Raw genomic sequence first — 25,575 nt, forward strand, 5'->3', positions numbered from 1 at the left:
ACCCTGGCCGTGCGTCTGCCCAGTTAAGGATCCCATGAGCAAGCCGACTTCCGACTCGTCCACCGCCGCCAAAGCCGCCCCCGCGCATTTCCTGCGGCAGATCGTCCAGGCTGACCTGGACGCCGGCAAGCAGGCCAAGATCGTCACCCGCTTCCCCCCGGAGCCCAACGGCTACCTGCACATCGGCCACGCCAAGTCGATCTGCGTGAACTTCGGGCTGGCCAAGGAATTCGGCGGCGACTGCCATCTGCGCTTCGACGACACCAACCCGGCCAAGGAAGACCAGGAATACATCGACGCCATCAAGAGCGATGTGCATTGGCTGGGCTTCGACTGGGCCGGCGAGGTGCGCTACGCCTCCAGCTACTTCGACCAGCTCTACGCCTGGGCCGTCAACCTGATCGAACAGGGCCTGGCCTATGTCTGCGACCTCACCCCCGAGCAGGCCCGCGAATACCGCGGCAGCCTCACCGAGCCGGGTCGCAACAGCCCCTTCCGTGATCGTTCGGTGGCCGAGAACCTGGACCTGTTCGCCCGCATGAAGGCCGGCGAATTCAAGGACGGCGAAAAGGTGCTGCGCGCCAAGATCGACATGGCTTCGCCCAACATGAACCTGCGCGATCCCATCCTCTATCGCATCCGCCATGCCCATCACCACCAGACCGGCGATGCCTGGTGCATCTATCCGAGCTATGACTTCACCCATGGCCAGTCCGATGCCCTGGAAGGCGTGACCCACTCCATCTGCACCCTGGAGTTCGAGGACCATCGCCCGCTGTACGAGTGGTTCCTGGCCAAGCTGCCGGTGCCGGCGCAGCCGCGCCAGTACGAATTCGCCCGCCTCAACCTGAACTACACCGTCACCAGCAAGCGCAAGCTCAAGCAGCTGGTGGACGAAGGCCATGTGCACGGTTGGGACGATCCGCGCATGTCGACCCTGTCGGGCTATCGCCGTCGCGGCTACACCCCGGCCGCCATCCGCAACTTCTGCGAGATGATCGGTGTGACCCGCTCCAACGGCGTGGTCGACGTCGCCATGCTGGAATTCGCCATCCGCGAGGACCTGGACCAGAACGCCCCGCGCGCCATGTGCGTGCTGAAGCCCCTCAAGGTGGTGATCACCAACTACCCCGAGGGCCAGGTGGAAAACCTGGAACTGGCACGGCATCCCAAGCAGGACCTGGGCGTGCGCCAGCTGCCCTTCACTCGCGAGCTGTACATCGACCAGGGCGACTACGAAGAGAATCCGCCCAAGGGCTACAAGCGCCTGGAGCCGGGTGGCGAGGTGCGTCTGCGCGGCAGCTACGTGATCCGCGCCGACGAAGCCATCAAGGACGCCGACGGCAAGGTCATCGAGCTGCGCTGCAGCTACGATCCGGACACCCTGGGCAAGAACCCCGAAGGCCGCAAGGTCAAGGGCGTGATCCACTGGGTGCCGGCCGAGGGTAGCGTGGAGTGCGAGGTACGCCTCTACGATCGCCTGTTCCGTTCGGCCCAGCCGGAGAAGAGCGAAGAGGGCGGCAGCTTCCTCGACAACATCAACCCCGAGTCCCTGGTGGTGCTCAAGGGCTGCCGCGCCGAGCCGTCCCTGGCCCAGGCCCAGCCGGAAGACCGCTTCCAGTTCGAGCGCGAGGGCTACTTCTGCGTCGACCTCAAGGATTCGGCGCCCGGCAAGCCGGTATTCAACCGCACCGTGACCCTGCGCGATTCCTGGGGGCAATGATGGCGCTGCACCTCTACAACACCCTGACCAAGACCAAGGAAGCCTTCACGCCGCTGGTGCCGGGGCAGGTGCGCATGTACGTCTGCGGCATGACCGTCTATGACTACTGCCACCTGGGCCATGGCCGCAGCATGGTGGCCTTCGACGTCATCACGCGCTGGCTGCGCCATAGCGGCTATGACCTGACCTACGTGCGCAACATCACGGACATCGACGACAAGATCATCAACCGCGCCAACGCCAACGGCGAGCCCTTCACCGACCTGGTGGCGCGGATGATCGAGGCGATGCACGAGGACGAGGCGCGGCTGAACATTCGCAAGCCCGACCAGGAGCCGCGCGCCACCGATCATATCGACGGCATGCACGCCATGATCCAGACCCTGATCGACAAGGGCTACGCCTATGCCGCGGGCAATGGCGACGTCTACTACCGGGTCAATCGCTTCGCCGGCTACGGCAAGCTGTCGCGGCGGCGCGTCGAGGACCTGCGCATCGGTGCCCGCATCGAGCCGGGCGAGGCCAAGGAAGATCCGCTGGACTTCGTGCTGTGGAAGGCCGCCAAGCCGGGCGAGCCGAGCTGGCCGTCGCCCTGGGGCGCCGGGCGTCCGGGTTGGCACATCGAGTGCTCGGTGATGTCCACCTGCTGCCTGGGCGAGACCTTCGACATCCACGGCGGCGGCAACGACCTGGAATTCCCGCACCACGAGAACGAGATCGCCCAGAGCGAGGCGGCCACCGGCAAGACCTACGCCAATGCCTGGCTGCACTGCGGGATGATCACCATCAACGGCGAGAAGATGTCCAAGTCGCTGGGCAACTTCTTCACCCTGCGCGAGGTGCTGGAGAAGTACCACCCCGAGGTGGTGCGCTACCTGCTGATCGCCAGCCACTACCGCAGTCCGATCAACTATTCGGAAGACAACCTGCGCGAAGCCAAGGGCGCCCTGGAGCGTTTTTACCACTCGCTCAAGGGGCTGCCGCAGGCTCCTGCGCAAGGCGGCGAGGGCTACGCCGAGCGCTTCGCCCAGTGCATGGACGACGACTTCAACACCGCCGGTGCCTGTGGCGTGCTGTTCGAGCTGGCCCGCGAGATCAATCGCCTGCGCGAGAGCGATCCCGCCGCGGCGGCCGGCCTGGCCGGACGTCTGCGCGAACTGGGTGAGGTGCTGGGCGTGCTGCAACTGGAGCCGGAAGCCTTCCTGCGCGCCGATGCGGCGGGCCGGGTGGATGCGGCCGAGGTCGAGGCGCTGATCCAGGCGCGCCTTGCTGCTCGTGCGGAAAAGAACTGGGCGGAATCCGACCGCATCCGCGACCAGCTCACCGCCCTGGGCGTGGTGCTGGAAGACGGCAAGGGCGGCACCACCTGGCGCCTGGCGGAGTAGGTCTGCGATCAGGCGGATGACGGTTCTGCGTCATCCGCCTGTCTGGCCTGGTCCACCATCCCCGGAAAACGCTACGCGGTTTTCCAGGCTACGAGGTGCGGGGCCGTAGGGTGGACAACGGCGCAGCCTTGTCCACCCTTCCTGGGCTCAGGGCTTCTTGCGCGCCTTGCCGAAACCCGGCGTCTTGCGCACCGACTTGACCTTGGGCTTGCCGTCTTCCACCCAGCGGCCCAGGGGCTTGTCGGATACCGGACCGCCCACCTTGGGTTTCTTCGGCTTCTTGGGTTTCTTCATGACCAGGCCGCCCGGGCTGGTCTGGGGCACTCGATGGTCGGGGATGAAGTCCGGCTCGTCGCGGCGCATGAGGATCTGGCCGATCAGGGTCTCGATGGCCGCCAGCTGCTCCACTTCATCGGCGCATACCAGGGACACCGCCTGGCCCTGGTTGCCGGCGCGGCCGGTCCGGCCGATGCGGTGGACATAGTCTTCCGCCACGATGGGCAGGTCCAGGTTGACCACCAGCGGCAGGTCCTGGATGTCCAGGCCACGGGCGGCCACGTCGGTGGCGACCAGGATGTCGGCCTCGCCGGCCTTGAAGCGGGCGAGGGAGCGCAGCCGCGCGGGCTGGGGCTTGTCGCCATGGATGGATTCCGCCGCCAGCCCCTCGGACTGCAGCGCCTCCACCAGTTGCTCCACACCCTTGCGGGTCTTGGCGAACACCAGCACCTGGCCATGGCGACCGCTGCGATAGAGGTGCAGGAAGAGTTCGGTCTTGCGCTTCTTGTCGACCGGCACCACCCACTGCTTGACGGTGACCGCGGCGGTGTTGCGCGGACTGACGTCGATAGTCTGGGGGTCGCGCAGCACCGGGGCGGCCAGCTGACGCACGGCGTCGGAGAAGGTCGCCGAGAACAGCAGGGTCTGGCGCTTGCGCGGCAGCATGACGAACAGCTCGCCCAGTTGCCGGGAAAAGCCCAGGTCGAGCATGCGATCGGCTTCGTCCAGCACCAGCAGCTGTACCTGGTCGAAGCGCACGGCGTTCTGGTTGAACAGGTCGAGCAGGCGCCCAGGGGTCGCCACCAGCACGTCCACGCCCTTGCGCAGCTTCATCATCTGCGGATTGATGCTCACGCCACCGTAGGCCACGGCCGTGCGCAGGGGCAGGTGCTGGGCATAGTCGCGCAGACTGGCATGGACCTGCTCGGCCAGCTCGCGGGTGGGGGTGAGGATCAGGGCGCGAATATGGTTGGGCGCCACCGCCGGGCCTTCCTGCACCAGTCGCTGCAGGAGCGGCAGTCCAAAGGCGCCGGTCTTGCCGGTGCCGGTCTGGGCGGCGGCCAGCAGGTCGCGACCGGCCAGCACCGCCGGGATGGCCTGGCGCTGGATGGGCGTGGGGGAGCTGTGCTCCAGGGCGGTGAGCGCCTGCAGCAGCGGATCTATGAGGCCGAGGTCGGCAAAGGTCATGACAGGCCCGGATGGCGTCGAAAAGGGAGCGAATTCTAGGCCGACTGTGAAGCGCGCTCAAACTTTGTAGCCAGGCGGCGGCTGCAGCCGGAATCCCGGCACGGCATAGTGGTCAGTTGCGTGGCTACAGGAGACCCCATGAGCGCTACCCCTACCTTGCCCCCGGTGTTGGCCGGCCCTTTGCTGCGGCGCACCGAAGCGTCCCGGTTGCTGCTGTGGCTGGTGACCCGCTCGGCCGAGACGCCCGTGCCGCGGCTGTGGCAGGGGGCGACCGAGCTCGGCGTGCAGGGGGAGACCCAGTGCCTGCGCCTGGGCGAGCAGGCCTACCTGCAGCTGATCGAGGTCCGGCCGGACACCGAGTTGCCCACGGACACCTTCCTCCGCTACGACCTGCAGCTGAGCGCCGGCGGAATCCGCGACTGGGCGCCGCATCTGCTCTCCGCCGAGGGCGAATTGCCGCGCTTCGTCCTGCGCGCGCGTTTCGATCATCTGCTGCATGGCTCCTGCCGCAAGCCCCACCATGCCTCGGCCGATGGCCTGATTGCCGTGGATCGCCTGCTGCAGGGCTGCACGACACCCGAGGAGTCGCCGGCGGCGCTGCTGCTCACGGGCGACCAGGTCTATGCCGATGACGTCGCCGGGCCGATGCTGCTGGCGGTGCAGGCGCTGATCCGCCGCCTCGGGCTCTATGGCGAGGACCTCGAAGGGGCGGTGGTGGCGGACAGCGAGGCGCTGATGGCCCATGCCGCCAACCTCTACCACCGCGAGGACCTGCTGCCGGCCTTCAAGTCCAACCGGGCGCTGCGTGAGAAATTCTTCGGCGGGGTGGAGAAACCCATCTTCACCTCCACCAATGCCCACAACCACCTGGTGACCCTGAGCGAGGTGCTGGCGCTCTATCTGCTCTGCTGGTCGCCGACACCCTGGACGCTGATCGAGGTGGTGCCACCGGCGCTCGACGCCAAGGACGATGAGCGCTACGCCGCCGAGTCGCGCTGCATCGAGGGCTTCGTCGCGACCCTGCCTCAGGCGGCGCGGGCCCTGGCCGGGGTGCCGACGCTGATGATCTTCGACGACCACGACGTCACCGACGACTGGAACCTCTCCGCCCGCTGGGAAGAGACCGCCTACGGCCATCCCTTTTCCCGGCGCATCCTCGGCAATGCGTTGCTGGCCTACCTGCTCTGCCAGGCCTGGGGCAACGCCCCGGAAGCCGTGGCCGAACCCCTGGCGGCCACGGCCCGGCTGCTGGACACGGCGGGTGACGACGGCAAGCTGGAGTGCCCGACGCAGAACGCCTGCATCGACGACTTGCTGCGCTTCCAGGGCTGGCACTACGTGCTCAAGACCAGCCCGCCGCTGATCGTGCTGGACACCCGGACGCGTCGCTGGCGCAGCGAGCGGCGCCTGGAGCACCCCTCGGGGCTGATGGACTGGGAAGCCCTCTGCGAATTGCAGCAGGACCTGCTGGACCATCCCTCGGCGGTGATCGTCTCGGCTGCGCCCATGTTCGGGGTCAAGCTGATCGAGGCGGTGCAGCGCATCTTTACCTGGTTCGGCCAGCCGCTGATGGTGGATGCCGAGAACTGGATGGCCCACCCCGGGGCGGCCAAGACCATGCTCAACATCTTTCGCCACCGCCGCACCCCGGGCAACTACGTGGTGCTCTCCGGCGACGTGCACTATTCCTTCGTCTACGACATCCGCATCCGAGACCGGCGCGGTGAGCCGCGGCTCTGGCAGATCACCAGCAGCGGCATCAAGAACGAATTCCCGCCGCGCCTGCTGGCGACCCTGGACCGACTCAATCGCTGGCTCTATGCGCCCTGGTCGCCGCTCAACGGCTTCACCAAGCGCCGCCGCTGGGAACTGCAGCCGCGCCTGCCGGATCGCCGCGAGGCCGGCGAGCGATTGTGGAACGGTGCCGGCATCGGCCAGGTGCTGCTGGACGGGGAAGGGCGGCCGGCGGTGATCCGCCAGCACAATGCCGATGGCTCGCCGGCCACCGAGTTCGTCGAGCGCCCGCCCTGAGGTCGGCGCCGCCGCGCCCTAGGGTCTTCCGGGTGACAGGCGCCTGATCAGCCAGGTCGAGAGCCAGTACACCGGTTCCAGCACCAGAAAACCCAGCAGGATGCCGCCCAGTCGCGCCAGGCCTGCCACCGGGTCGATATGGTCATAGTGGTCAGGCACCATCACCACCAGAAACGCCAGCGCGAACTGCATGCCGAGATAGCCGATACCGAGCGGGCCGTTCTCGAGGTGTCTGCCGATCAGCACACCGAGCGCAACGCCCGCCAGCGTCAGCCAGAGGCTTTCCTGGCCGACCAACAACAGAAGGGCCGCCAGGCCACCCCCGAGCAGGCAGCCGAGCATTCGATGCAGCAGCCTTCTGGAAACCGCCTTGCCGGCGCTGCTCAGGCCGTCGAAGGGAACCACCATGACCGCCAGGATGGTGATGGCCGCCTGGCTGACATCCACCTCGATCTCTGCCGTCGCGCCCAGAGACAATAGGGCCAGAGCCAGACCTCCCTGCAGCGCATGGCGCAACGCTAGGGGCTGCCAGACACCCAGGGTTCGGGGTGTCGAGGCCACCGTGGTCGGCACCTTGGGCCACAGGCGCGCACGGACGCCGTAGGTGGAAAGGGCGCTCACCAGCACGCACGCCGAGGTGCCGAGCGCCACCTCCAACAGGCGTGACAGGGCGTATTGCTCGAGCTGATCGGGCGCCTGGAGGCTCGCCAGGACCACCATGGCGTAGGTGAGGCCGCCCAGCAACCAGGCATAGCCATAGCGGCCTACCAGTGTCAGATAGAGGGTGATGCTGCCCACTGTGCCCAGCAGGACGGCCTGCTCGTAGGGGTTCAGCTGCAGGTGGCGCAGGACCAACAGGGCGCCTGCGGCGCCGATACAGGTACCCAGCACCCGCAGGCAGCCGCGCGAGAAACTGTCGCGGACATCTGACCTCATCACGATATAGCCGCTGAACGCCGCCCAACCGACATGCTGAACCCCGGCCAGGTGGCCGAGCAGGATCGCCAGCAGGACCGAGGTCAGGGTTTCCAGTTCGTCGACCAGACGGCGCCGGTCGCGGCCGAACTGGCGGAGATCGCCTGCCAGATCGCGCAACAACTGCCTGAATTCCGACAACGCCTGAGAGGGAGACATGGATCCCTGATGAGTACCGTGATCGCTGCCTATGTTACCGCCGCTGATCGCCGTCTGGCAGCACGGGAGCCGGCCGCGAACGGTAGAGGCGCATCGCGACGGGACCGCTCAGGCCGAGCTGCCACCAGTGGCCAGCCAGCGCAGCACGCCCTGGCCCGCCGCGCGGCCACTGGCGAAGCAGGCCGTGAGCAGATAGCCGCCGGTGGGCGCCTCCCAGTCGAGCATCTCGCCGGCGCAGAAGACGCCCGGCAGCTGCCGGAGCATCAGGCCGTCGTCCAGCGCTTCCAGGGGTACACCGCCCGCGCTGCTGATGGCTTCCGCCAGGGGCCGCGCTCTGACCACGGTGAGGGGCACGGCCTTGCAGGCCTGGGCCAACCGGCCCATGTCCTGGAAGGTCTCTGGCGGGGCCAGTTCGCGGAGCAGGGCGGCCCGGGCGCCGTCGATCCCTGCGTGGCGCCGCAGGTGGTTGGCCAGGGACTGGCTGCCGCGGGGTCTGGCCAGGGCCCGGCCAAGTTCCGCCAGGTCACGCTGCGGCGCCAGGTCCAGGCTCAGGGTCGCCTGGCCATCCCGTTCGATGGCCTTGCGGATTTCGGCGGACAGCGCATAGACCAGGCTGCCCTCGATCCCGGTGTCGGTGAGCACGAATTCGCCCTGGCGTGGCGGCTGACCCGGCAGGGCCAGGGTAGACGGCTTGATCGGCGCGCCGGCATAGCGGGTCTTGAGGAAGTCGCTCCAGCCGGCCACCTCGAAACCGCAATTGGCCGGTTCCAGCGGGCGCAGTTCGACTCCTCGCGCGGCGAGCAGGGCCTGCCAGGCCCCATCCGAGCCCAGCCGCGGCCAGCTGCCACCGCCCAACGCCAGTACCGTAGCCTGGGGCTGCAGGAGCCGCTCGCCCTCCGGGATGGCCAGGCGCAGCCGGCCCTCGGCGTCCCAGCCCAGCCAGCGGCTGCGGGTATGGATGCGTACGCCCTGGTCGCGCAGGCGATGCAGCCAGGCACGCAGCAGGGGTGCGGCCTTCATGTCGGCGGGAAACACCCGGCCCGAGGTGCCGACAAAGGTCTCGATATCCAGCTCATGGATCCAGGCGCGCAGGGCGTTGCTATCGAAGCTATCGAGCCAGGGGCTGACGCCGCTCTCACGCTCGCGATAACGCTGACGAAAGGCAGACTGCTCCTCGGCATGGGTGATGTTCATGCCACCCACGCCGGCCAGCAAAAACTTGCGGCCTACCGAAGGCATGGCATCGAAGAGGTCCACAGGGACGCCTGCGGCGGCCAGGGTCTCGGCCGCCATCAGCCCGGCAGGGCCGCCCCCGATGACAGCGACGACGGGCGTGGCAGAAAGGAGAGACATGGCGGCATCCAGGAGCTGAGGAAAACCGCCATTGTACGCGACGCGACTAGACCACGCCGGCCTGGCCCAGGGGCGCCGCCAGGGGTTCTTCCAGTCGTTCGGGAATCAGCGGCTCGCTGCGTCCGGGCGTCAGGATCACCTTGCGGCAGTCCTCCTGCTTCTTGTCGAAGATCTTGTAGCCCTCGACCGCCTGCTCCAGGGACATCCGGTGGGTGATGATAGCCTCCGGCGCCAGGTCACCGCGCTCGATGTGTTCGAGCAGCTCCGGCAGATAGCGCTGCACGTGGGTCTGGCCCATCTTGAAGGTCAGGCCCTTGTCGAAGGCGTCACCGAACAGGAAGCCGTGGATGAAGCCGGCATAGACGCCCGGTACGCTCACGGTACCGCCACGGCGTACCGCGGCGATGCACTGGCGCAGGGCCTTGCCGCTGCTGCCTTCCAGCTTGAGGTTGGCGAGGATGGTTTCGGTGGTGCTGCCCTTGGCCTCGAAGCCCACCGCATCCACCACGCCGTCGACGCCGCGCTTGCCGGGCGTCTGCTCGATGATGGTGGCGGCCGGGTCGTCGTCTTCGTCGAAGTTGATCGGGATGACGCCATAGGTCTGCTGGGCATAGGCCAGCCGATAGGGGTGGTGATCGACCATGAAGATGCGCTCGGCGCCCAGCATCCGCGCACAGGCCGCGGACAGCAGGCCGACCGGGCCAGCGCCATAGATGGCGATGCTCGATCCCTGGCCGATGCCGGTGTTGAGCACGGCCTGCCAGGCGGTGGGCAGGATGTCGGACAGGAACAGCACCTTTTCGTCGGCCAGGGTGCCGGGCACCTTGAAGGGACCGGTGTTGGCCTTGGGCACCCGCACGTATTCGGCCTGGCCGCCCGGTACGCCGCCATAAAGGTGGCTGAAGCCGAACAGCGCCGCGCCCGGCGGGATCTGTTTCTTGTTGAGGATGGCGCCGCGACCGGTATTGGTGGTCTCGCAGGCGGCGTAGAGATCCTGGTTACAGAAGAAGCAGCTGCCACAGGCGATGACGAAGGGAATCACCACCCGGTCGCCTTTCTGCACGGCAGTGACGGCCGGGCCGGTTTCCTCGACGATGCCCATGAATTCGTGGCCGAAGATATCGCCGTGTTCGACGGTGGGAATCTTGCCGCGGTAGAGGTGCAGGTCCGAACCGCAGATGGCCGTGGCCGTCACCCGCAGGACGATGTCATCGGCGTCCTGGATGGTCGGATCGGGGACGGTATCGACGCGGACATCGTGGGCACCGTGGTAGGTCAAGGCTCGCATGGCGGTCTCCGAAGGGCGGTAAGCACCTAGGGTGGAGGCCGCCGTCAGCCGAGCGGTTCCGCGAGGTCGGACCGGTGGTATGGCGATCTGATAGCGACATTTCGCGACTTTTCGCCGCTATTGCCCGGGCCAGAGCCGGGCAGGCGCAGCGGCGTCAGCGGTTGCGGATATAGACGGCCTTGCCGGCGCTGCCGTCGGCGGGATCGCGTTCCTGAACCTCGAAACGATCGCCATGGGCCTTGACCAGGCCGCTGAATTTGCGGTGCCCATAGAGGCGGGCGTCGAAATCCGGCCGCACCTTGCCGAGGTTGGCCCCGACCATGCCCAGATTGGCCCAGCCGCCTTCGTCGGAGGCGTCTTCCACCGCCTGCTCGATGAGCTTGAGGATGGTGCTCAGCTTGGGCTTGCCGCGATTGGTGGTGGCGGGCTTGTCGCTGGCGCCGGCGGCCTCGCGCGGCTCTTCCCGCGGCTTGGACCTGAGGATCTCGGTGTAGATGAATCTGTCGCAGGCCGAGACGAAGGGATCCGGCGTCTTCTCCTCGCCGAAGCCGTAGACCGTCAGCCCTTCCTCGCGCAGTCGCGCCGCCAGGCGGGTGAAGTCGCTGTCGCTGGAGACCAGGCAGAAGCCATCGAAGCGGCGGGTGTAGAGCAGGTCCATGGCGTCGATGATCAGGGCGCTGTCGGTGGCGTTCTTGCCCTTGGTGTAGCCGAATTGCTGCACCGGCTGGATGGAGTGGTCGAGCAGCACCTTCTTCCAGCTGTTGAGCTGGGGTTGGGTCCAGTCACCGTAGATGCGCTTGACGCTGGCCACGCCGAAGCGGGCGATCTCGGCCATGAGGCCGTCGACGATGGCCGCGGGGGCGTTGTCGGCGTCGATCAGCACGGCCAGGCGTGCCTGGCTGGATTCGGGTGTCTTGGCGGTCTTGCTCATGGAAACTCCTGTTCAATGCAGGCCGAGCTCGTGCCAGACCTGGGTCGCCGTGTGATGGAGGATGCCGTGACGACGGGCCAGGGCCAGGCGATCGGCTGAATAGCCGCCGCCGATCACCCCCACCACGGGTATATCTGCCGCCAGGCAGCGCCGCAAGACGAAACCGTCGCGCGCCGCGAGACCGGCATCGGTCAATTCGAGATAGCCCAGGGCGTCGTCGCGATGGACGTCCACCCCGGCGTCGTAGAGCACCACGTCGGGCTGATGGAGCGGCAGCAGGTAGCCCAGGGCGTCGTCGAGCACCCGCAGGTAGCCGGCGTCGTCCAGGCCGCGGGGCAGGGGGATGTCCCAGTCGCTTTGCGCCTTGCGCGCCGGATAGTTGGTGGCGCAGTGCAGGGAAACGGTGACGGCGTCGGGCACCTCGGCGAGGATGCGCGCCGTGCCGTCGCCCTGGTGGACGTCGCAGTCCAGGATCAGCACCCGTCCGGCGCGTCCGCTTTCCAGCAGCGACAGCGCCAGTATCGCCAGGTCGTTGAAGATGCAGAAGCCGGCCGGATAGTCGTGATGGGCATGATGGGTACCCCCGGCGAGGTGACAGGCCAGGCCATGACGCAGCGCCAGCTCCAGGGTGAGCAGGGAACCGCCCACGGCGCGGATGGTGCGGCGCACCAGGGCTTCGCTCCAGGGCAGGCCCAGCTGGCGTTGCAGCGGCGGCGGCAGTTCGCCGGCCTTGAACGCCTGGATGTAGTCGGGGGCATGCGCCAGCGCCAGTAGCTCGTCCGGGCAGAGTTCGGGCCGTTGCCAGTTGTCGGCGCCCAGGATGCCGCTGGCACTCAGGTGTTCGTGCAGCAGCCGGAATTTCTCCATCGGAAAACGATGGCCAGCGGGGAAGGGCGGACTGTAGTCCTCGTGGTAGACCAGGGGCAGGCGTGTGCTCAAAACACCAGAAGCTCCAGGATGAACCAGAGGATACCGGTACAGAAACCCAGCGCCAGCAGAAACAGCAGGCCGTCGCGGGCGATGAGCGACAGGGCGAAGGAGGTCAGCGCCAGCCCCGCCGTGGTGTTGGCGAAGGGCACCAGATCCAGCACCGGCATGGTCGCGGCGATGAGGATGCAGAGCAGGGCGGTGACGAAGTGCGCCGGGCGCGAGGTGAGTACCCGCAGCCGCGACTTGACCACCTTGTCGACCCAGCGCGCCGGCTTCTGCAGCAGCCGCAGCGACTTGCGCAGCTTGCCGCGGGAGACGGAGCGCTGCAGCACCCAGCGCGGCAGCCAGAAGTGGTCGCGCCCCAGTAGCAGCTGACCGCTCACCAGCATCACGAAGACGGCGATGGCGGTGGCGATACCGGGAATGCCGGTGAGCGGCGAGATCGCCAGCACGCCCGGCAGGAGGATCATGGGGCCGAAGGAGCGACTGCCGATGGCGTCGATCAGGTGCTGCACCGAGACCTGGCTGGGGCTGTTACCCACCCGCTCCAGGCAGGCCAGAAAGCTCTGGAGGTCCACCGGGCCATCCTGCCCGGTGTCGCAGCTGGCGGGCTCGCGCTCCAGGGCCTCCTCTTTCATGGCTGGGCGCTGTCCAGCATGCGGCGGATCCAGCGGGTCAGGTCCTGGCGGCCATAGGGCTTGTTGAGGATGGGGAAGCGCTCGCCGTTGCCTTCTTCCAGTTCCAGGGCGTTGTTGGCGTAGCCGGTGGTGAGCAGGATGCGCAACTCGGGCTGCCGCCGCTGGGCCTCCTTGGCCAGCATTACGCCATTCATGCCGCCAGGCATGATCAGGTCGCTGAACAGCAGGTCGATGGCGGGTTCGCGCGCGAGAATGTCCAGCGCCTGCTGGCCATTGTGGGCGACCAGCACCTGGTAGCCGGTCTCTTCCAGGATGGCCTGGGCCAGGGCCGCCACGTCCGGGCGATCGTCCACCACCAGGATGGTCTCGGAACCGCCGCTGTCCTCGTGCGGGGTCGGCAGGGGCGCCGGGTGTTCGCGCGCCTCCTCTTCGGAAACGGGGAAGTAGAGACGCACCGAGGTGCCTATGCCGACCTCGGAATAGAGCCTGACCAGGCCGCCCGACTGCTTGAGGAAACCATAGACCATGGACAGGCCCAGGCCGCTGCCCTGGCCTTCGTCGCGGGTGGTGAAAAAGGGGTCCAGGGCGCGCCCGAGCACGTCGGTCGACATGCCGCAGCCGGTGTCGGTCAAGGCTATGCAGACATAATGCCCCTGGGCCAGGCCGCCATGGGCCAGGTCCTGGCCATTGACCTCGACGTTGAGGGTTTCCAGGGTCAGGGTGCCGGTGCCGCGCTCCTGCATGGCCAGGCGGGCGTTGTCGACGATGTTGAGCAGCGCCGTCTCCAGCTGGATCGGATCGAGCCGGCAATTCCACAGCGCCGGTGCCGGGCGGAAGATGAAGCGGAAGGGGCCGCCCAGGGCCTGGGCCAGGCGACTCTGGCGGGCATTAATGAGCTTGTTCAGGTCCACCGCGCGCCCGGTCAGGCGCTGCTTGCGGGCGAAGGCCAGCAGCTGCTGGGTGAGGGTCGCCGCCCGATTCACCGCGTCGCGGGTGTTGTCGACATGGCGCTTGGCCTTGTCCCTGTCCAGTTCCGGGCGGTCCAGGTTGATCCTCAGGATATCCAGGTAGCCGACCATCACCTGCAACAGGTTGTTGAAATCGTGGGCGATGCCGCCGGTGAGCTGACCCAGGGCTTCCATCTTCTGAGCCTGGCGCAGGGCGTCTTCGGCGTCGCGGCGGCGGGAGACGTCGAGCTGCGAGGCGAAGAAATAACGCAGCTGGCCCGCGGGATCGAGCACCGGCGAGATGAACAGCGCATTCCAGAAGGTCGAGCCGTCCTTGCGGTAATTCAGCAACTCGATGTCGCAGTCGCGCTGCTCGCGGATGGCGTTGCGGATCTCGGCGATGTGCTCCTGGCGGGTGTCGGGTCCCTGCAGAAAGCGGCAATTGCGACCCAGCACCTCGTCCAGGGCATAACCTGTGGTACGCAGGAAGGACTCGTTGGCAAAGATGATCGGATTATCCGGCTGGTGCGGATCCGTCACGATCATCGGCATCCGGGTCTTCTTCACGGCGGCAAAGAAGATGTCGTCGTGGCCGAGACCCTTGCCCAGCTCCGCGATCTGGGCCGCGGCGGGGTGGGAAGACGAAGCGTTGGCGGTTTCGGTCATGGAGAGGAAGCCTGCGAGCGGACAGCGATACCTTTATTGTGACCCTTTATACGGCCACAAGCTCCACCAGTTATCGTCATACGATGAGCAATGTGTCTGGAAGCACGGCGAACGCACAGGATTTGACCGGTTTTGCGTATGATGATCGCTCTCTGTCAAGGAACCCTACCCATGAGCAAGGTGCTGGACAACCTGGTCGATCTACTGACCCTCGAATCCCTGGCCCCCGATCTGTATCGGGGCGGCAGCCAGGATCTGGGCTTTCCCCAGCTCTTTGGTGGTCAGGTCCTGGGGCAGGCGCTGTCGGCGGCCAGCCAGACCGTGCCGGTGGAGCGCCGGGTGCACTCGCTGCACGGTTACTTCCTGCGCGCCGGGTCGGCGGTCGAGGCGGTGACCTACCAGGTGGATCGCATTCGCGACGGCGGAAGCTTTTCCACGCGCCGGGTCACCGCCTTCCAGGGCGAGCAGCCGATCTTCTTCTGCAGCGCCTCCTTCCATATCGAGGAGCCGGGTTTCGAGCATCAGACGACCATGCCGGAGGTACCGGCACCCGAGACCCTGCAATCGGAAATCGCCCACGCCCAGCGCTATGCCGAGCTGATTCCTGCGCCGCTGCGCGACAAGCTGCTCGGCCCGCGCCCGATCGAGATGCGCCCGGTGGTCTTTACCGACCCCTTCCAGCCGCAGCCCACCGAACCGGTCCGCCACGTCTGGTTCCGCGCCACCGGCGACCTGCCGGACCAGCCGGCCCTGCATCGCTATCTGCTGGCCTACGCCTCGGATTTCAATCTGCTGCCCAGTTCGCTGCTGCCCCATGGCACCAGCTTCTGGGATCGCTCGCTGCAGATCGCCAGCCTCGACCATGCGGTCTGGTTCCACCGCGATTTCCGCCTGGACGACTGGCTGCTGTACGCCATCGACAGCCCCTGGGCCGGTGGTGCCCGCGGTCTGTGCCGCGGCAGCATCTACAACCGCGCGGGTCAGCTGGTGGCCTCGGTGGCCCAGGAAGGACTGATTCGCAAACGCGGCTGAGATCCAGCCGTCCGGCTGGCTATTTGGTTATCACCCTTATAGGCTCTTGCCTGCGAAGGACTGGATGCCCGCGGCTGGGCGTCCCAGGCACAACATTAGTTTGAGGCATCGTTCTTGAATCGACTCGCGCGCGTCGTAACCGGTATCCAGGGGCTGGATGAGATCTTGAAGGGAGGCCTGGTTGCAGGTGCGTCCTATGTCATCCAGGGGCGTCCGGGTTCCGGCAAATCGATCATGGCCAACCAGATCGCCTTCAACCATGTGCGCGGCGGTGGGCGGGTTCTGTTCGCCACCATGCTGTCGGAAACCCACGAGCGGATGTTCCAGTTCTTTTCCACGCTGGATTTCTTCGACCGCTCCTGCATCGGCGACCAGGTCCAGTACCTGAGTGCCTTCGACACCATGGAAGGTGAGGGGCTGGACGAGGTGGTCCGCCTGCTGCGTCGCGAGATCAGCCGGCAGAAGGCCAGTCTGCTGGTGGTCGATGGCCTGCTCAATGCCCGGTCGCGCGCGGAAACGCCGATCGACACCAAGAAATTCATCGCCGAGTTGCAGGGGCATGCGGCCTTTGCCGGTTGCACGGTCATCTTTCTCACCAGCGCGCGTCTCGAGGACGGCAGCCCGGAACACACCATGGTCGATGGTGTGCTGGATCTGCACGAGGAAGAAATCGGCAGTCGCACCATCCGCCGCCTGGCGTTGCGCAAGACCCGTGGCAGCGGCGCGCTGCCGGGCTTTCACGAATTCACCATCTCCGATGCCGGCATCACCGTGTTTCCGCGCCTCGAGGCGCTGTATCGCGATCCTTCGGCCGGCGCGACCTATCGCGTCAGTCACCAGCGCGTGCCCAGTGGCATGGCGTCGCTGGATGCGATGATCGAAAACGGCCTGCCGGAGAGTTCGACCACCCTGCTCATGGGGCCATCGGGTGCCGGCAAGACCTCCATCAGTCTCAACTTCCTGGCGGCCTCGACGCCGGAAGCGCCCGCGCTGATGTTCGGCTTCTACGAGCCCCCGGAGCGACTGCTGCTCAAGGCGAGTGCCCTGGGCCTCGATCTGGCCAGCCGGGTCGACGAGGGCGCCTTGCATCTGCACTGGCAACCGACCACCGAGATGCGCCTCGACGAGGTCGGTCTCGAACTGCTGGCCATGGTCAGAGAGCACGGCATCAAGCGGCTGGTGATCGACAGCCTGGGCGCCATCGCCCGCTTCGCCCTGCCGCAGGGACGGCTCATCGAATACTTCAGCGCGCTACTGAACGAGCTGCGTACCCAGGGCGTCACAGTTCTAGCCACCTGGGAATTGCGCGACGTCTTTGGCGCGGACATCGCCGCGCCGGCGCCCGAACTTTCCAGCATGGTGGACAATCTGATTTTGCTGCGATTCGTCGAGGCCGAGGCCGAGATCAAGCGGGTGCTGTCGATCCTCAAGGTCAGGGACAGCATCTACGATCCAGCGCTGTGCGAACTGATCATCGACGACTCGGGAATCGAACTGAAAAAGGCATTCAAAGACATGGTGAAGGTACTTTCAGGTTCAGCCATGCCCTCCACACAACCATGATCGCGTCGGGTGGGAGAATCTCCAGATGACGACGATACTGGTGGTCGATGACGAATTCCTGATAGCGGACATCCTGGCCTTCGCCCTCGAAGACGAAGGCTACATGGTGGTCAAGGCGAGCAATGGTCGCCGAGCGCTTGACGTATTCGATCGCGAACTACCGTCCCTGGTCATCACCGATTTCATGATGCCGGTGATGAACGGCCGCGAGCTGGCAGAGGCCCTGCGTGAACGTCAAGGCTTGCAGCATCTGCCCATTATCCTCATGAGCGGCGCCCAGGCGCATCTGGCTCAGGAGAGTTCGGAGCTGTTCGATTCCGTGTTTCAGAAGCCGTTCAACATCAGCGACATCGTCGATGCGGTGCACAAGCACCTGGTGACCCTGGAGCAATGACGAACCCATAGCAAAAAGGCCTGTCTAGACAGGCCTTTTTGCTATGGGGCTGGCGCAGCGGCCAGCCCCGCGTCTCCGATCAGGAGCGCGAAAGCAGTACGCCCAGCACGAAGCCGACGCCGCCGGCGATGGCCAGGGCAGTGAAGGGCTTGTCGGCGGTCACGTTGCGCGCGCAGTCGATGGCCTGGCCATACTGCTCCTGCAGCTTGCCTTCCAGCTGACGGGCCTTGCCCTGGGCTTGCCAGTCGGCATTGCCGGTCGCCGCGCCAAAGCTATCCTGGACCTTGCCGGTAGCGTCCTTGGCATTGCCTATGATCTGATCGGTATTCATAAATGCACCTCGTGTGGGGAAACGGGGGAGGTCATGCCAAGCGGCATGCTTCCTTTATTGATCCGCGCCAGACGCATTTCGTTCAGGTCAATTTGCTGTTCGCGACGTGTATCGCGGTTCCCTGCCGAGAGGATCCATGATCTCCAGCCGTTTTTCCGCCCTTTGCCTGCTGTCGCTCCTGGCGGGCTGCAGCACTCAGCAGCCGCCGGCCGAAGCCCCGACTGGGGCCGACGACCTCTTCGCCCGTCCTATCATCGCCGAGAGCGTTCTGCGCGAGGGTTCGCGTCTGCAGATGGCGCTCGCCCTGGCCGATGGCGGCTCCGCCCTGGTCTCCCTGGATTGCGTGGCTGACCAGGCCGAGTTGCTCTACCTGGATGGCGCTCAGCGGGTCTATCCGGGGCGGGTGAATGCCTATGCCGCGCCCTTGCCGTTGAGCGCGGCCAAGGTCGCGGCGCTCAAGCAGCGTCCCGATGTGGCGGCGCTCTGCGCCCGGCCCGCCAACGCCGACTGGCGCGCCCTCGCCAGGGGCCCCGGCGGCGACACCCTGGTGATTGATCGCAACAGCCTGGTGGACGATAACAGCGTGCGCCGTTTCTGGGCGGGTCAGCAACTGCCCGTCGTCCTGCAGACGCCACGCTACGGTGCTCCGGTGCGCCAGTGGCGCGAATCCCTGGCGGCCGACTGCACGGCGCGCCGCTACCTGCTACTGGCGCGCTACGGCCTGGACGATGCGGGGCGGGTGACCGACAGCCAGCCGAGCGCCCAGGGCCAGGAAGCCTTCACGGCGGCGCCGGCCGAACGGCGTACCCTGCTGGAAGCCGCCTGTGATCGGCGAGACGCCTTGTTGGCTACGCCGCGCATGGAAGAGGTCAGGGCCGCCGCCACACCGCCGGCTGCTCCGCCGCCTCCCGGCGAACTACCCGCGGCCCAGGCGCAGCCCCTGCAGGCGCTCAAGGCGTTGGCGCTGCCCGCGCCGCGGGTGGTTGTGCAGCGCTTCGTGGAGGAGGGCGAGAGCCGCTACGAAGGCCAGACCCATGCCTATCGCGAAGAGGTGCAGGTCAGCCCTGGCGCCCAGCCCGGACTGCTGCGCTTCAGTGCCCAGGGCAAGGCGGCCCGGGTCGATTCGCTCACCTGGCGCGGGCTGATCGACCTGGTACGCCGTACCCGTATCGACAACGGCAACCTGCCGGTGGAAGAAGTCGCCAGCCTGGATCAGCTGACCTTCAGCGGCGACTGGCGCGCCCTTGCCGTTGGCAGCCAGGTCGGTTACCAGGCGCGGCAGACCCTGACCGGCAATCTCAAGGGCGCCGAGCAGCGCGAGATCAGGCTGTCCTGCAAGGTGGTTGGCGACGGCGAGGCGCGCCGGGTATTGGCCAGCCTCAGCGGCCGGGCCAAGACCCTGGAGTGCCGGCATGGCGAGGCGGGCCATGGCCCCCTGAGTCGCTGGACCTACCTGGAGGACTACGGCTTCTTCCACCTGACCAGTGTCGGAGCCGGACGCGCCATGGGCCTGGAAAAGCACCTTAGCGACCTGCGATAGCCGGCCCAGAGCCCCTGGTCAGGCCGGGGGCTGCTGCATGAGGTCTGGAAGTTCCCAGGTGATATTTTCCTCAGAGGTAAATATCACTCTCTAAAAGGACTCTTTTTGGCGAATTAGTACTGGGAGTACGCTGTGTCTATCGAAACAGCACAACCAAGAGGTATTCGCTATGAAAGTCCTGGGTGTCCAAGCCATCGTCGCCGTCCTGTTCATGGGTCTGCTGTCGGGCACGGCGTCCGCCGCCAGCCGCGATATGTCGAGCAAGTCGATTCGCGCCAATGCTCAAGCCCAATTCCAGTCGGAGCATCCCAACCGGGTCTCCGCGCTCTACCAGAACAACGCCAACTAATCTGGCGGCTGTCTCGACGCCCCGGCGACCCACTCATCGCCGGGGCGTCGTCCTGTCTGGCCCCTCGTCAGCCGGACTATCCATGTCTTCCCCCTCCGGTAACGTCGCTCCCTCAACCCCCTGACCGTCTTCCGTCCTTGCTGCAGCGGCTCCGGCACGGCAGGCTGTGCACCTCAGCTCAACGAGACAGGATGATGAAGATCGGCGAATTGGCCAGGCGCACCGATTGCGCCGTCGAGACCATCAGGTACTACGAGCGCGAAGGGCTGCTGAGTCCGGCGGCGCGCAGCAGCAGCAACTACCGCAGCTATGACGAAAGCCAGGTCGAGCGCCTGGTCTTCGTTCGCCATTGTCGGTCGCTGGACATGACGCTGGAGGAGATTCGCGCTCTGCTGGCCCTGCGCGATACCCGCGAACCCGGCTGCGCCCAGGTGGACGCCCTGATCGGCGACCATCTGCATCATGTCGAGGTGCGTATCCGCGAGTTGAATCAGCTGCGTGAACAGCTGGTGACCCTGAGGCGCCACTGCCAGGGAGAGGGCGAAGGGGACCGTTGCGGCATCCTGCGCGAACTCGGTCAGCCGGCGGCGCCATCGGCGACCACCGCCAGCTGCAGTGCGGCCGGGCACGCCCATGTGCCCGGCACCCACCGCCTGCATGACTAGCTAGGAATCAGAGCGCCTCTGCCCAGAGGTCGTACTCGTCGGCGTCGGTGACCCGCACCCAGACCTTGTCACCCGGCTTCAGCGGATTGGCGCTGTCGACGTAGACGTTGCCGTCGATTTCCGGGGCATCGGCATAGGAACGGCCAATGGCGCCCTGGTCGTCCACCTCGTCGATCAGCACCTCGATCTCGCGACCGATCTTGAGCTGCAGGCGCGCGGCGGAGATGGCCTGCTGGTGCGCCATGAAGCGCTCCCAGCGCTCCTGCTTGACCTCGTCCGCAACTGGCTCCAGGCCCAGCTCGTTGGCGGGTGCGCCCTCGACCGGCGAGTACTGGAAGCAGCCGACGCGATCGAGCTGGGCCTCGGTGAGCCAGTCCAGCAGGTACTGGAAGTCTTCCTCGGTCTCGCCGGGAAAGCCGACGATGAAGGTGGAGCGGATGGTCAGCTCCGGGCAGATCTCGCGCCAGCGCTTGATGCGCGCCAGGGTCTTGTCCTCGAACGCCGGGCGCTTCATGGACTTGAGCACCTTGGGGCTGGCGTGCTGGAAGGGGATGTCCAGGTAGGGCAGCAGCTTGCCGGCGGCCATCAGCGGAATGACGTCGTCGACATTGGGGTAGGGGTAGACATAGTGCAGGCGCACCCAGACGCCCATGCCCGACAGCGCCTCGCAGAGCTCCAGCATGCGCGTCTTGACCGGCTGGCCGTTCCAGAAGTCCAGCTTGTACTTGAGGTCGACGCCGTAGGCGCTGGTGTCCTGGGAGATCACCAGCAGCTCCTTGACACCGGCCTTGACCAGGCGCTCGGCCTCGGACAGCACGTCGCCCACCGGGCGGCTGACCAGCTTGCCGCGCATGGAGGGGATGATGCAGAAGCTGCAGCTGTGGTTGCAGCCTTCGGAAATCTTCAGGTAGGCGTAGTGGCGCGGGGTCAGCTTGATGCCCTGGGGCGGCACCAGGTCGATCAGCGGATTGTGCTCCAGCTGCGGCGGCACCACCTCGTGCACGGCGCTGACCACCTGCTCGTACTGCTGCGGACCGGTCACCGCCAGCACGCTGGGATGCACGCCGCGGATGTTGCCCTCGTCCACACCCATGCACCCGGTGACGATCACCTTGCCGTTCTCGGCGATGGCCTCGCCGATGGCGTCCAGCGACTCCGCCTTGGCGCTGTCGATGAAGCCGCAGGTGTTGACCACCACCACGTCGGCGTCTTCATAGGTCGGCACGATCTCGTAGCCTTCCATGCGCAGCTGGGTGAGGATGCGTTCGGAGTCGACGGTGGCCTTGGGACAGCCGAGGCTGACGAAACCGACCTTGGGGGCGGACGTTTGGATGGACATGGGCTAACCTCGGCGGGGCGCTCAGGAGGCGCCTTGATCAAAAAACGCGCGATTCTAGCCATCTCTGCCGCTGCTTGGAAGGGGCAGGCAGGTCCTGGCGACCGCGCAGAGCTTTTTGCCGACCAAGGAGTCTATGGTGCTGGAAGCGCTGCGCTGAGAGGTTGCGCGCGCCACGCTACCGGCCTTTTCAACTTGATCCTGACGCCGCTTCGGCGCAGGATTCGCCGATTTTAGACTCTAGGAGCCCTGCATGAGCCGTCCGGAACACGAGCACGGTGGTAAAGCCCCTTCGGCCTTGGGAATGATCGTGCTCGCCACCGGTGTGGTATACGGCGACATCGGCACCAGTCCTCTCTATACCCTCAAGGAAGTCTTTTCGCCGCACTACGGCTTGCCGCTGAATCACGACAGTGTGCTCGGCATCCTGTCGCTGATCTTCTGGTCGCTCATCTGGGTGGTCACCCTTAAATACATCACCTTCGTCATGCGTGCCGACAACCAGGGCGAGGGCGGCATCATGGCGCTCACCGCCCTGGCCCGGCGTGCCGCCCAGGGCTCGCCGCGCCTGGCCACCACCCTGGTGCTGCTCGGGCTGTTCGGCGCCGCACTCTTCTATGGCGACAGCATGATCACCCCGGCGGTCTCGGTGCTGTCGGCGGTGGAGGGCCTGGAACTGGCCTTCGATGGCCTGGAAGCCTGGGTGGTGCCCATCGCGCTGGTGATCCTGGTCGGCATCTTCGCCATCCAGAAGCGCGGTACCGCCACCATCGGCAAGTTCTTCGGGCCGGTGATGGTGCTCTGGTTCACCACCCTGGGCGCCCTGGGTGTCTATGGCATCGTCCAGCAGCCCGAGGTGCTCAAGGCCTTCAATCCCTACTGGGCGGTGCAATTCTTCGCCGATAACCCGGTGAAGGGCTTCATCGTGCTGGGCGCGGCCGTGCTGGCGCTGACCGGCGCCGAGGCGCTCTACGCCGACATGGGTCACTTCGGCCGCAAGCCGATCGCCCGGGCCTGGCTGCTGCTTGTGCTGCCGGGGCTGGTGCTCAACTACTTCGGTCAGGGCGCGCTGCTGCTCGCCGATCCCGCGGCGGTGCGCAATCCCTTCTATCTGCTGGCCCCGGAATGGCTGCTGCTGCCGATGATCGGCCTGGCCACCCTGGCCACCGTCATCGCCTCCCAGGCGGTGATCACCGGCGCCTTCTCCATGACCCGCCAGGCCATCCAGCTGGGCTACATCCCGCGCATGCAGATCCAGCACACCTCCAGCCAGGAGCAGGGGCAGATCTACATTCCGCTGATGAACTGGGCGCTGATGCTGGGCGTGATCTTCCTGATCCTGACCTTCCAGTCCTCGGCCAACCTGGCCGAAGCCTACGGCGTGGCGGTGACCGGCACCATGCTGATCACCAGCTGCCTGGTGTCGGCGGTGATCCTGCTGCTGTGGAAATGGCCGCGCTGGATCATGGTGCCGCTGCTGATCGGCTTCCTGCTGGTGGACGTGCTGTACTTCTCCGCCAATGCGCCGAAGATCTTTTCCGGCGGCTCCTTCCCGGTGATCGCCGGTATCGTCATCTTCATCCTGTTGACCACCTGGAAGCGGGGCCGGCAACTGGTGGTGGAGCGCCTGGACGACGGCGCGCTGCCGCTACCGATCTTCATCAGCAGCATCCGCGCCCAACCGCCGTTCCGCGCCAAGGGCACCGCGGTGTTCCTGACCGCCCGTACCGACGTAGTCCCCCACGCCATGCTGCACAACCTGCTGCACAACCAGGTGCTGCACGAGCAGGTGGTGCTGCTCACGGTGCGCTACGAGGATCGTCCGCGGGTGTCGCGCGGCGAGCGCATGGAGGTCGAGGACTTCGGTGATGGCTTCTATCGGGTGGTGCTGCACTACGGCTTCATGGACGAACCAGACATTCCCCTGGCGCTCAGCCATTGCCCCTATCCGGGACTGGATTTCACGCCGATGCGTACCACCTACTTCCTCAGCCGGGAGACGGTCATCGCCTCCAAGCGCCTGGGCATGGCGCCCTGGCGCGAGAATCTCTTCGTCTTCCTGATGAAGAACGCCAACGGCAACCTGAGATTCTTCAAGCTACCGGTGAACCGGGTGATCGAACTGGGTACCCAGGTGGAGATCTAGCCGAGCGCGAAAAGCGCAAAGGCCCCAGCAGGGGCCTTTTCTTTGCCTAGTTGAACACTGGCGGGGGGAGGGCGTCGGGATCGGTGATGAAGGGCATCTGCCAGCTGTCGAGGGTCTGGCCCCGGCTCTCCAGCTCGCTGCGTACCGTGCCGATGTAGCCGGCCAGGCGCAGGGGATCGGCGTAGTCCGCTTCGCCGAGCTGTTCTTCGGTATAGAGCGTCTTGCCCTGGGCATCCACCACGCCCAGTGCCAGGTCATGGCCATCCGCACCGGACGACACCACGCAGCCAAGGGGTTGGAAGGCATCCACCAGAATCTTGCTGGCGGCATCGGCGGAAAGCGGTGTGCTCATGTCGGGGGTCTCCGTGGCTGTTGCAGCCATAGACCGCGGGAGACCGGCTCCTTGTTCCGGCCGTTCGTCCGGGCCCGCAGGCCCGGACGGGATACGCTATTGCGGCGTACGGGCCTCGATGGCCTTGACCATGAAGTCGGCCAGCTTGTCGTAGTTCTCGTCGAAGTGGTGACCGCCCGGACGGCCCAGCTTCTCGCCCGGCTGGCCCGGCTGGGTGCAACCGCTGTCGTCCTTCTCTTCCTCGCCATAGACGCAGAACAGCTTGGCGGCGGGGATCTTGCTGGTTTCCGGCAGGGTGTCGGCTTCGTCACCCGGCTTGCCCAGCCAGCCTTCCACGGCGATCTCGAAGTTGCTCTTGCGGCTGAAGGCCAGCAGCAGCAGCGAGGTCACCTGGTCCTGATCCGCCTTGGGCAGGCGGTTGTAGACCGCCGGCAGGATGTCTGCGCCAAAGGAGTAACCGGCCAGCACGAAGTGCTTGGCGTTCCACTTCTCGCGGTATTCCTGCATCAGGTTGGCCAGGTCGGCGGCCACCTGTTCCGGGCTCTTGTGCTGCCAGAAGTAGCGCAGCGCATCCACGCCCACCACCGGATAGCCCGCTTCGTTCATGGCCTGGGCGGAGAGCCGGTCGATGTCGCGCCAGCCGCCGTCACCGGAGTAGAAGATGGTCACCACGTCGGGATGGCCGGGCTTGACGTCGGGATCGGCCGGCATCTCGATGGTCGGGATGTCGTTGTGCTGACCCAGCAGGCGGTTCTTGAGCTGGGTACGCAGCACCACCGGCAGGGCGGTGCCGTAGTCGGCGATGGTCAGGTCGGCATTGCTCTGCTGACGCACGAAGATCGCCGAATCATCGGTCGGATGATCGTTCCAGGCGATGTGCCACTGGCCGGCTGCCGCCTTGGCGGGCAGGGCGTCCGGGCAATCCAGGGTTTCCAGGTTGAAGCCGACGCTCAGGGCGGCGGCCTTCGGGTTGTCCTGGGTGGCCAGCCAGCGCCAGGCGCGGGCAGCGCCCGGGCCGATGCCGCCGACAAAGGTCGGCGCGCCGCTCAGCTGCTTGGCGGCGTTGGCGAAGTCGTCGTTCTGCGCCTGGCAGTTGTTGGAGACCTGGACCTCGTACTGGACGATCTCGGCGCCGGTGTTGGTCGCCAGCCCCAGCAGATCGGCGTCCGCCAGCTGCAGATCCGCAGGTGTGGCCAGAACCACGCGAGCGTGTGGCTCGCCCTTGGGCGCGGCCATGGTCAGCAGGCGACCGTCCGGCTGCGCCATGACCTTGACCTGGGGCGCCGAGGGCCAGCGATGGAGCCACCACCAGCCGAGGCCCCCCGCGATCAGCAGGATGACGAGCAGTACTGCGAGTGCACGTTTCAGCATAGGAGT

The 25,575-nt window shown here is 66.3% G+C and carries 22 protein-coding genes; 10 read left to right on the forward strand and 12 right to left on the reverse strand.

Features of this window, described 5'->3' with window-relative positions; translation table 11 throughout:
* Nucleotides 1-34 precede the first annotated feature (34 nt).
* Together POR01S_RS01775 and cysS are read left to right on the forward strand one after the other, a co-directional pair.
* Nucleotides 35-1,723, forward strand: a complete 1,689-nt coding sequence (locus POR01S_RS01775; RefSeq protein WP_042133355.1) for a glutamine--tRNA ligase/YqeY domain fusion protein — start codon at nt 35-37, stop codon at nt 1,721-1,723.
* The gene (gene cysS, locus POR01S_RS01780) at nt 1,723-3,108 is read left to right on the forward strand and encodes a cysteine--tRNA ligase (RefSeq protein ID WP_027601871.1); all 1,386 of its coding nucleotides are present in this window, start codon (nt 1,723-1,725) and stop codon (nt 3,106-3,108) included. The genes POR01S_RS01775 and cysS overlap by 1 nt, the downstream gene beginning before the upstream one ends.
* Before the next feature lie 147 nt (nt 3,109-3,255).
* Here the strand turns inward: cysS and rhlE1 are convergent, their stop codons facing one another.
* The gene (gene rhlE1 / locus POR01S_RS01785; RefSeq protein WP_042133360.1) at nt 3,256-4,572 is read right to left on the reverse strand and encodes an RNA helicase RhlE1; all 1,317 of its coding nucleotides are present in this window, start codon (nt 4,570-4,572) and stop codon (nt 3,256-3,258) included.
* A gap of 138 nt (nt 4,573-4,710) precedes the next feature.
* Between rhlE1 and POR01S_RS01790 the strand changes: the two genes are divergently transcribed.
* On the forward strand, nt 4,711-6,603 hold the full coding sequence (locus POR01S_RS01790) for a metallophosphoesterase family protein (protein WP_052382610.1): 1,893 nt from the start codon (nt 4,711-4,713) through the stop codon (nt 6,601-6,603).
* A gap of 18 nt (nt 6,604-6,621) precedes the next feature.
* Here POR01S_RS01790 and POR01S_RS01795 read toward each other — a convergent pair whose 3' ends face one another.
* From POR01S_RS01795 to POR01S_RS01825, 7 genes are all read right to left on the reverse strand, one after another.
* Nucleotides 6,622-7,737: an FUSC family protein gene (locus POR01S_RS01795; RefSeq protein WP_255211783.1), complete on the reverse strand. Its 1,116-nt coding sequence runs from the start codon at nt 7,735-7,737 to the stop codon at nt 6,622-6,624.
* A 108-nt stretch (nt 7,738-7,845) separates the two neighbouring features.
* Nucleotides 7,846-9,090, reverse strand: a complete 1,245-nt coding sequence (locus POR01S_RS01800) for a TIGR03862 family flavoprotein (RefSeq protein ID WP_042133364.1) — start codon at nt 9,088-9,090, stop codon at nt 7,846-7,848.
* 46 nt (nt 9,091-9,136) lie between these two features.
* Entirely contained in the window at nt 9,137-10,378 is a 1,242-nt protein-coding gene (locus tag POR01S_RS01805; RefSeq protein ID WP_042133367.1) for a zinc-dependent alcohol dehydrogenase, read from the reverse strand.
* 154 nt (nt 10,379-10,532) lie between these two features.
* The gene (locus POR01S_RS01810) at nt 10,533-11,309 is read right to left on the reverse strand and encodes an NYN domain-containing protein (protein WP_007158988.1); all 777 of its coding nucleotides are present in this window, start codon (nt 11,307-11,309) and stop codon (nt 10,533-10,535) included.
* Between the two features lie 12 nt (nt 11,310-11,321).
* Nucleotides 11,322-12,248, reverse strand: a complete 927-nt coding sequence (locus POR01S_RS01815; RefSeq protein ID WP_042133369.1) for a histone deacetylase family protein — start codon at nt 12,246-12,248, stop codon at nt 11,322-11,324.
* Nucleotides 12,245-12,877 carry an exopolysaccharide biosynthesis protein gene (locus POR01S_RS01820; RefSeq protein ID WP_007158986.1) on the reverse strand — a complete coding sequence of 211 codons (633 nt, stop codon included), beginning with the start codon at nt 12,875-12,877 and terminating at the stop codon, nt 12,245-12,247. Before POR01S_RS01820 ends, POR01S_RS01815 begins: the two co-directional genes overlap by 4 nt.
* The gene (locus POR01S_RS01825) at nt 12,874-14,490 is read right to left on the reverse strand and encodes a histidine kinase famiy protein (protein ID WP_052382612.1); all 1,617 of its coding nucleotides are present in this window, start codon (nt 14,488-14,490) and stop codon (nt 12,874-12,876) included. Before POR01S_RS01825 ends, POR01S_RS01820 begins: the two co-directional genes overlap by 4 nt.
* A 171-nt stretch (nt 14,491-14,661) precedes the next feature.
* Here POR01S_RS01825 and tesB point away from each other — a divergent pair, with 171 nt between their 5' ends.
* The 3 genes from tesB to POR01S_RS01840 all read left to right on the forward strand — a co-directional run bounded on the left by tesB (nt 14,662) and on the right by POR01S_RS01840 (nt 17,479).
* Nucleotides 14,662-15,522, forward strand: a complete 861-nt coding sequence (gene tesB, locus POR01S_RS01830; protein ID WP_027599866.1) for an acyl-CoA thioesterase II — start codon at nt 14,662-14,664, stop codon at nt 15,520-15,522.
* A gap of 114 nt (nt 15,523-15,636) precedes the next feature.
* Entirely contained in the window at nt 15,637-17,085 is a 1,449-nt protein-coding gene (locus POR01S_RS01835; protein ID WP_042133372.1) for an ATPase domain-containing protein, read from the forward strand.
* Between the two features lie 25 nt (nt 17,086-17,110).
* Nucleotides 17,111-17,479 (forward strand): response regulator, encoded by a 369-nt coding sequence (locus tag POR01S_RS01840; RefSeq protein ID WP_007158982.1) that lies wholly within the window; start codon nt 17,111-17,113, stop codon nt 17,477-17,479.
* Nucleotides 17,480-17,558: 79 nt separating this feature from the next.
* Here the strand turns inward: POR01S_RS01840 and POR01S_RS01845 are convergent, their stop codons facing one another.
* On the reverse strand, nt 17,559-17,810 hold the full coding sequence (locus POR01S_RS01845) for a CsbD family protein (protein ID WP_007158981.1): 252 nt from the start codon (nt 17,808-17,810) through the stop codon (nt 17,559-17,561).
* Between the two features lie 136 nt (nt 17,811-17,946).
* Between POR01S_RS01845 and POR01S_RS01850 the strand changes: the two genes are divergently transcribed.
* From POR01S_RS01850 to cadR, 3 genes are all read left to right on the forward strand, one after another.
* Nucleotides 17,947-19,350: a hypothetical protein gene (locus POR01S_RS01850; protein ID WP_042133374.1), complete on the forward strand. Its 1,404-nt coding sequence runs from the start codon at nt 17,947-17,949 to the stop codon at nt 19,348-19,350.
* 169 nt (nt 19,351-19,519) lie between these two features.
* Nucleotides 19,520-19,699 carry a hypothetical protein gene (locus POR01S_RS01855; RefSeq protein ID WP_007158979.1) on the forward strand — a complete coding sequence of 60 codons (180 nt, stop codon included), beginning with the start codon at nt 19,520-19,522 and terminating at the stop codon, nt 19,697-19,699.
* Between the two features lie 194 nt (nt 19,700-19,893).
* A complete protein-coding gene (cadR, locus tag POR01S_RS01860) occupies nt 19,894-20,364 on the forward strand; it encodes a Cd(II)/Pb(II)-responsive transcriptional regulator (protein ID WP_042133376.1) in 471 nt (156 codons plus the stop codon).
* A gap of 7 nt (nt 20,365-20,371) precedes the next feature.
* Here cadR and rimO read toward each other — a convergent pair whose 3' ends face one another.
* Nucleotides 20,372-21,697 (reverse strand): 30S ribosomal protein S12 methylthiotransferase RimO, encoded by a 1,326-nt coding sequence (rimO, locus tag POR01S_RS01865; RefSeq protein ID WP_027599861.1) that lies wholly within the window; start codon nt 21,695-21,697, stop codon nt 20,372-20,374.
* Between the two features lie 307 nt (nt 21,698-22,004).
* Between rimO and POR01S_RS01870 the strand changes: the two genes are divergently transcribed.
* Nucleotides 22,005-23,846 carry a potassium transporter Kup gene (locus tag POR01S_RS01870; protein WP_007158976.1) on the forward strand — a complete coding sequence of 614 codons (1,842 nt, stop codon included), beginning with the start codon at nt 22,005-22,007 and terminating at the stop codon, nt 23,844-23,846.
* 46 nt (nt 23,847-23,892) lie between these two features.
* Here POR01S_RS01870 and POR01S_RS01875 read toward each other — a convergent pair whose 3' ends face one another.
* Together POR01S_RS01875 and POR01S_RS01880 are read right to left on the reverse strand one after the other, a co-directional pair.
* Nucleotides 23,893-24,198, reverse strand: coding sequence for a hypothetical protein (locus tag POR01S_RS01875; RefSeq protein ID WP_027599859.1), 306 nt, complete (start codon nt 24,196-24,198; stop codon nt 23,893-23,895).
* 96 nt (nt 24,199-24,294) lie between these two features.
* Entirely contained in the window at nt 24,295-25,569 is a 1,275-nt protein-coding gene (locus tag POR01S_RS01880) for a virulence factor family protein (protein WP_007158974.1), read from the reverse strand.
* Nucleotides 25,570-25,575 lie beyond the last annotated feature (6 nt).

It is taken from the genome of Pseudomonas oryzihabitans NBRC 102199 (assembly GCF_000730625.1).
Lineage (GTDB): Bacteria > Pseudomonadota > Gammaproteobacteria > Pseudomonadales > Pseudomonadaceae > Chryseomonas > Chryseomonas oryzihabitans.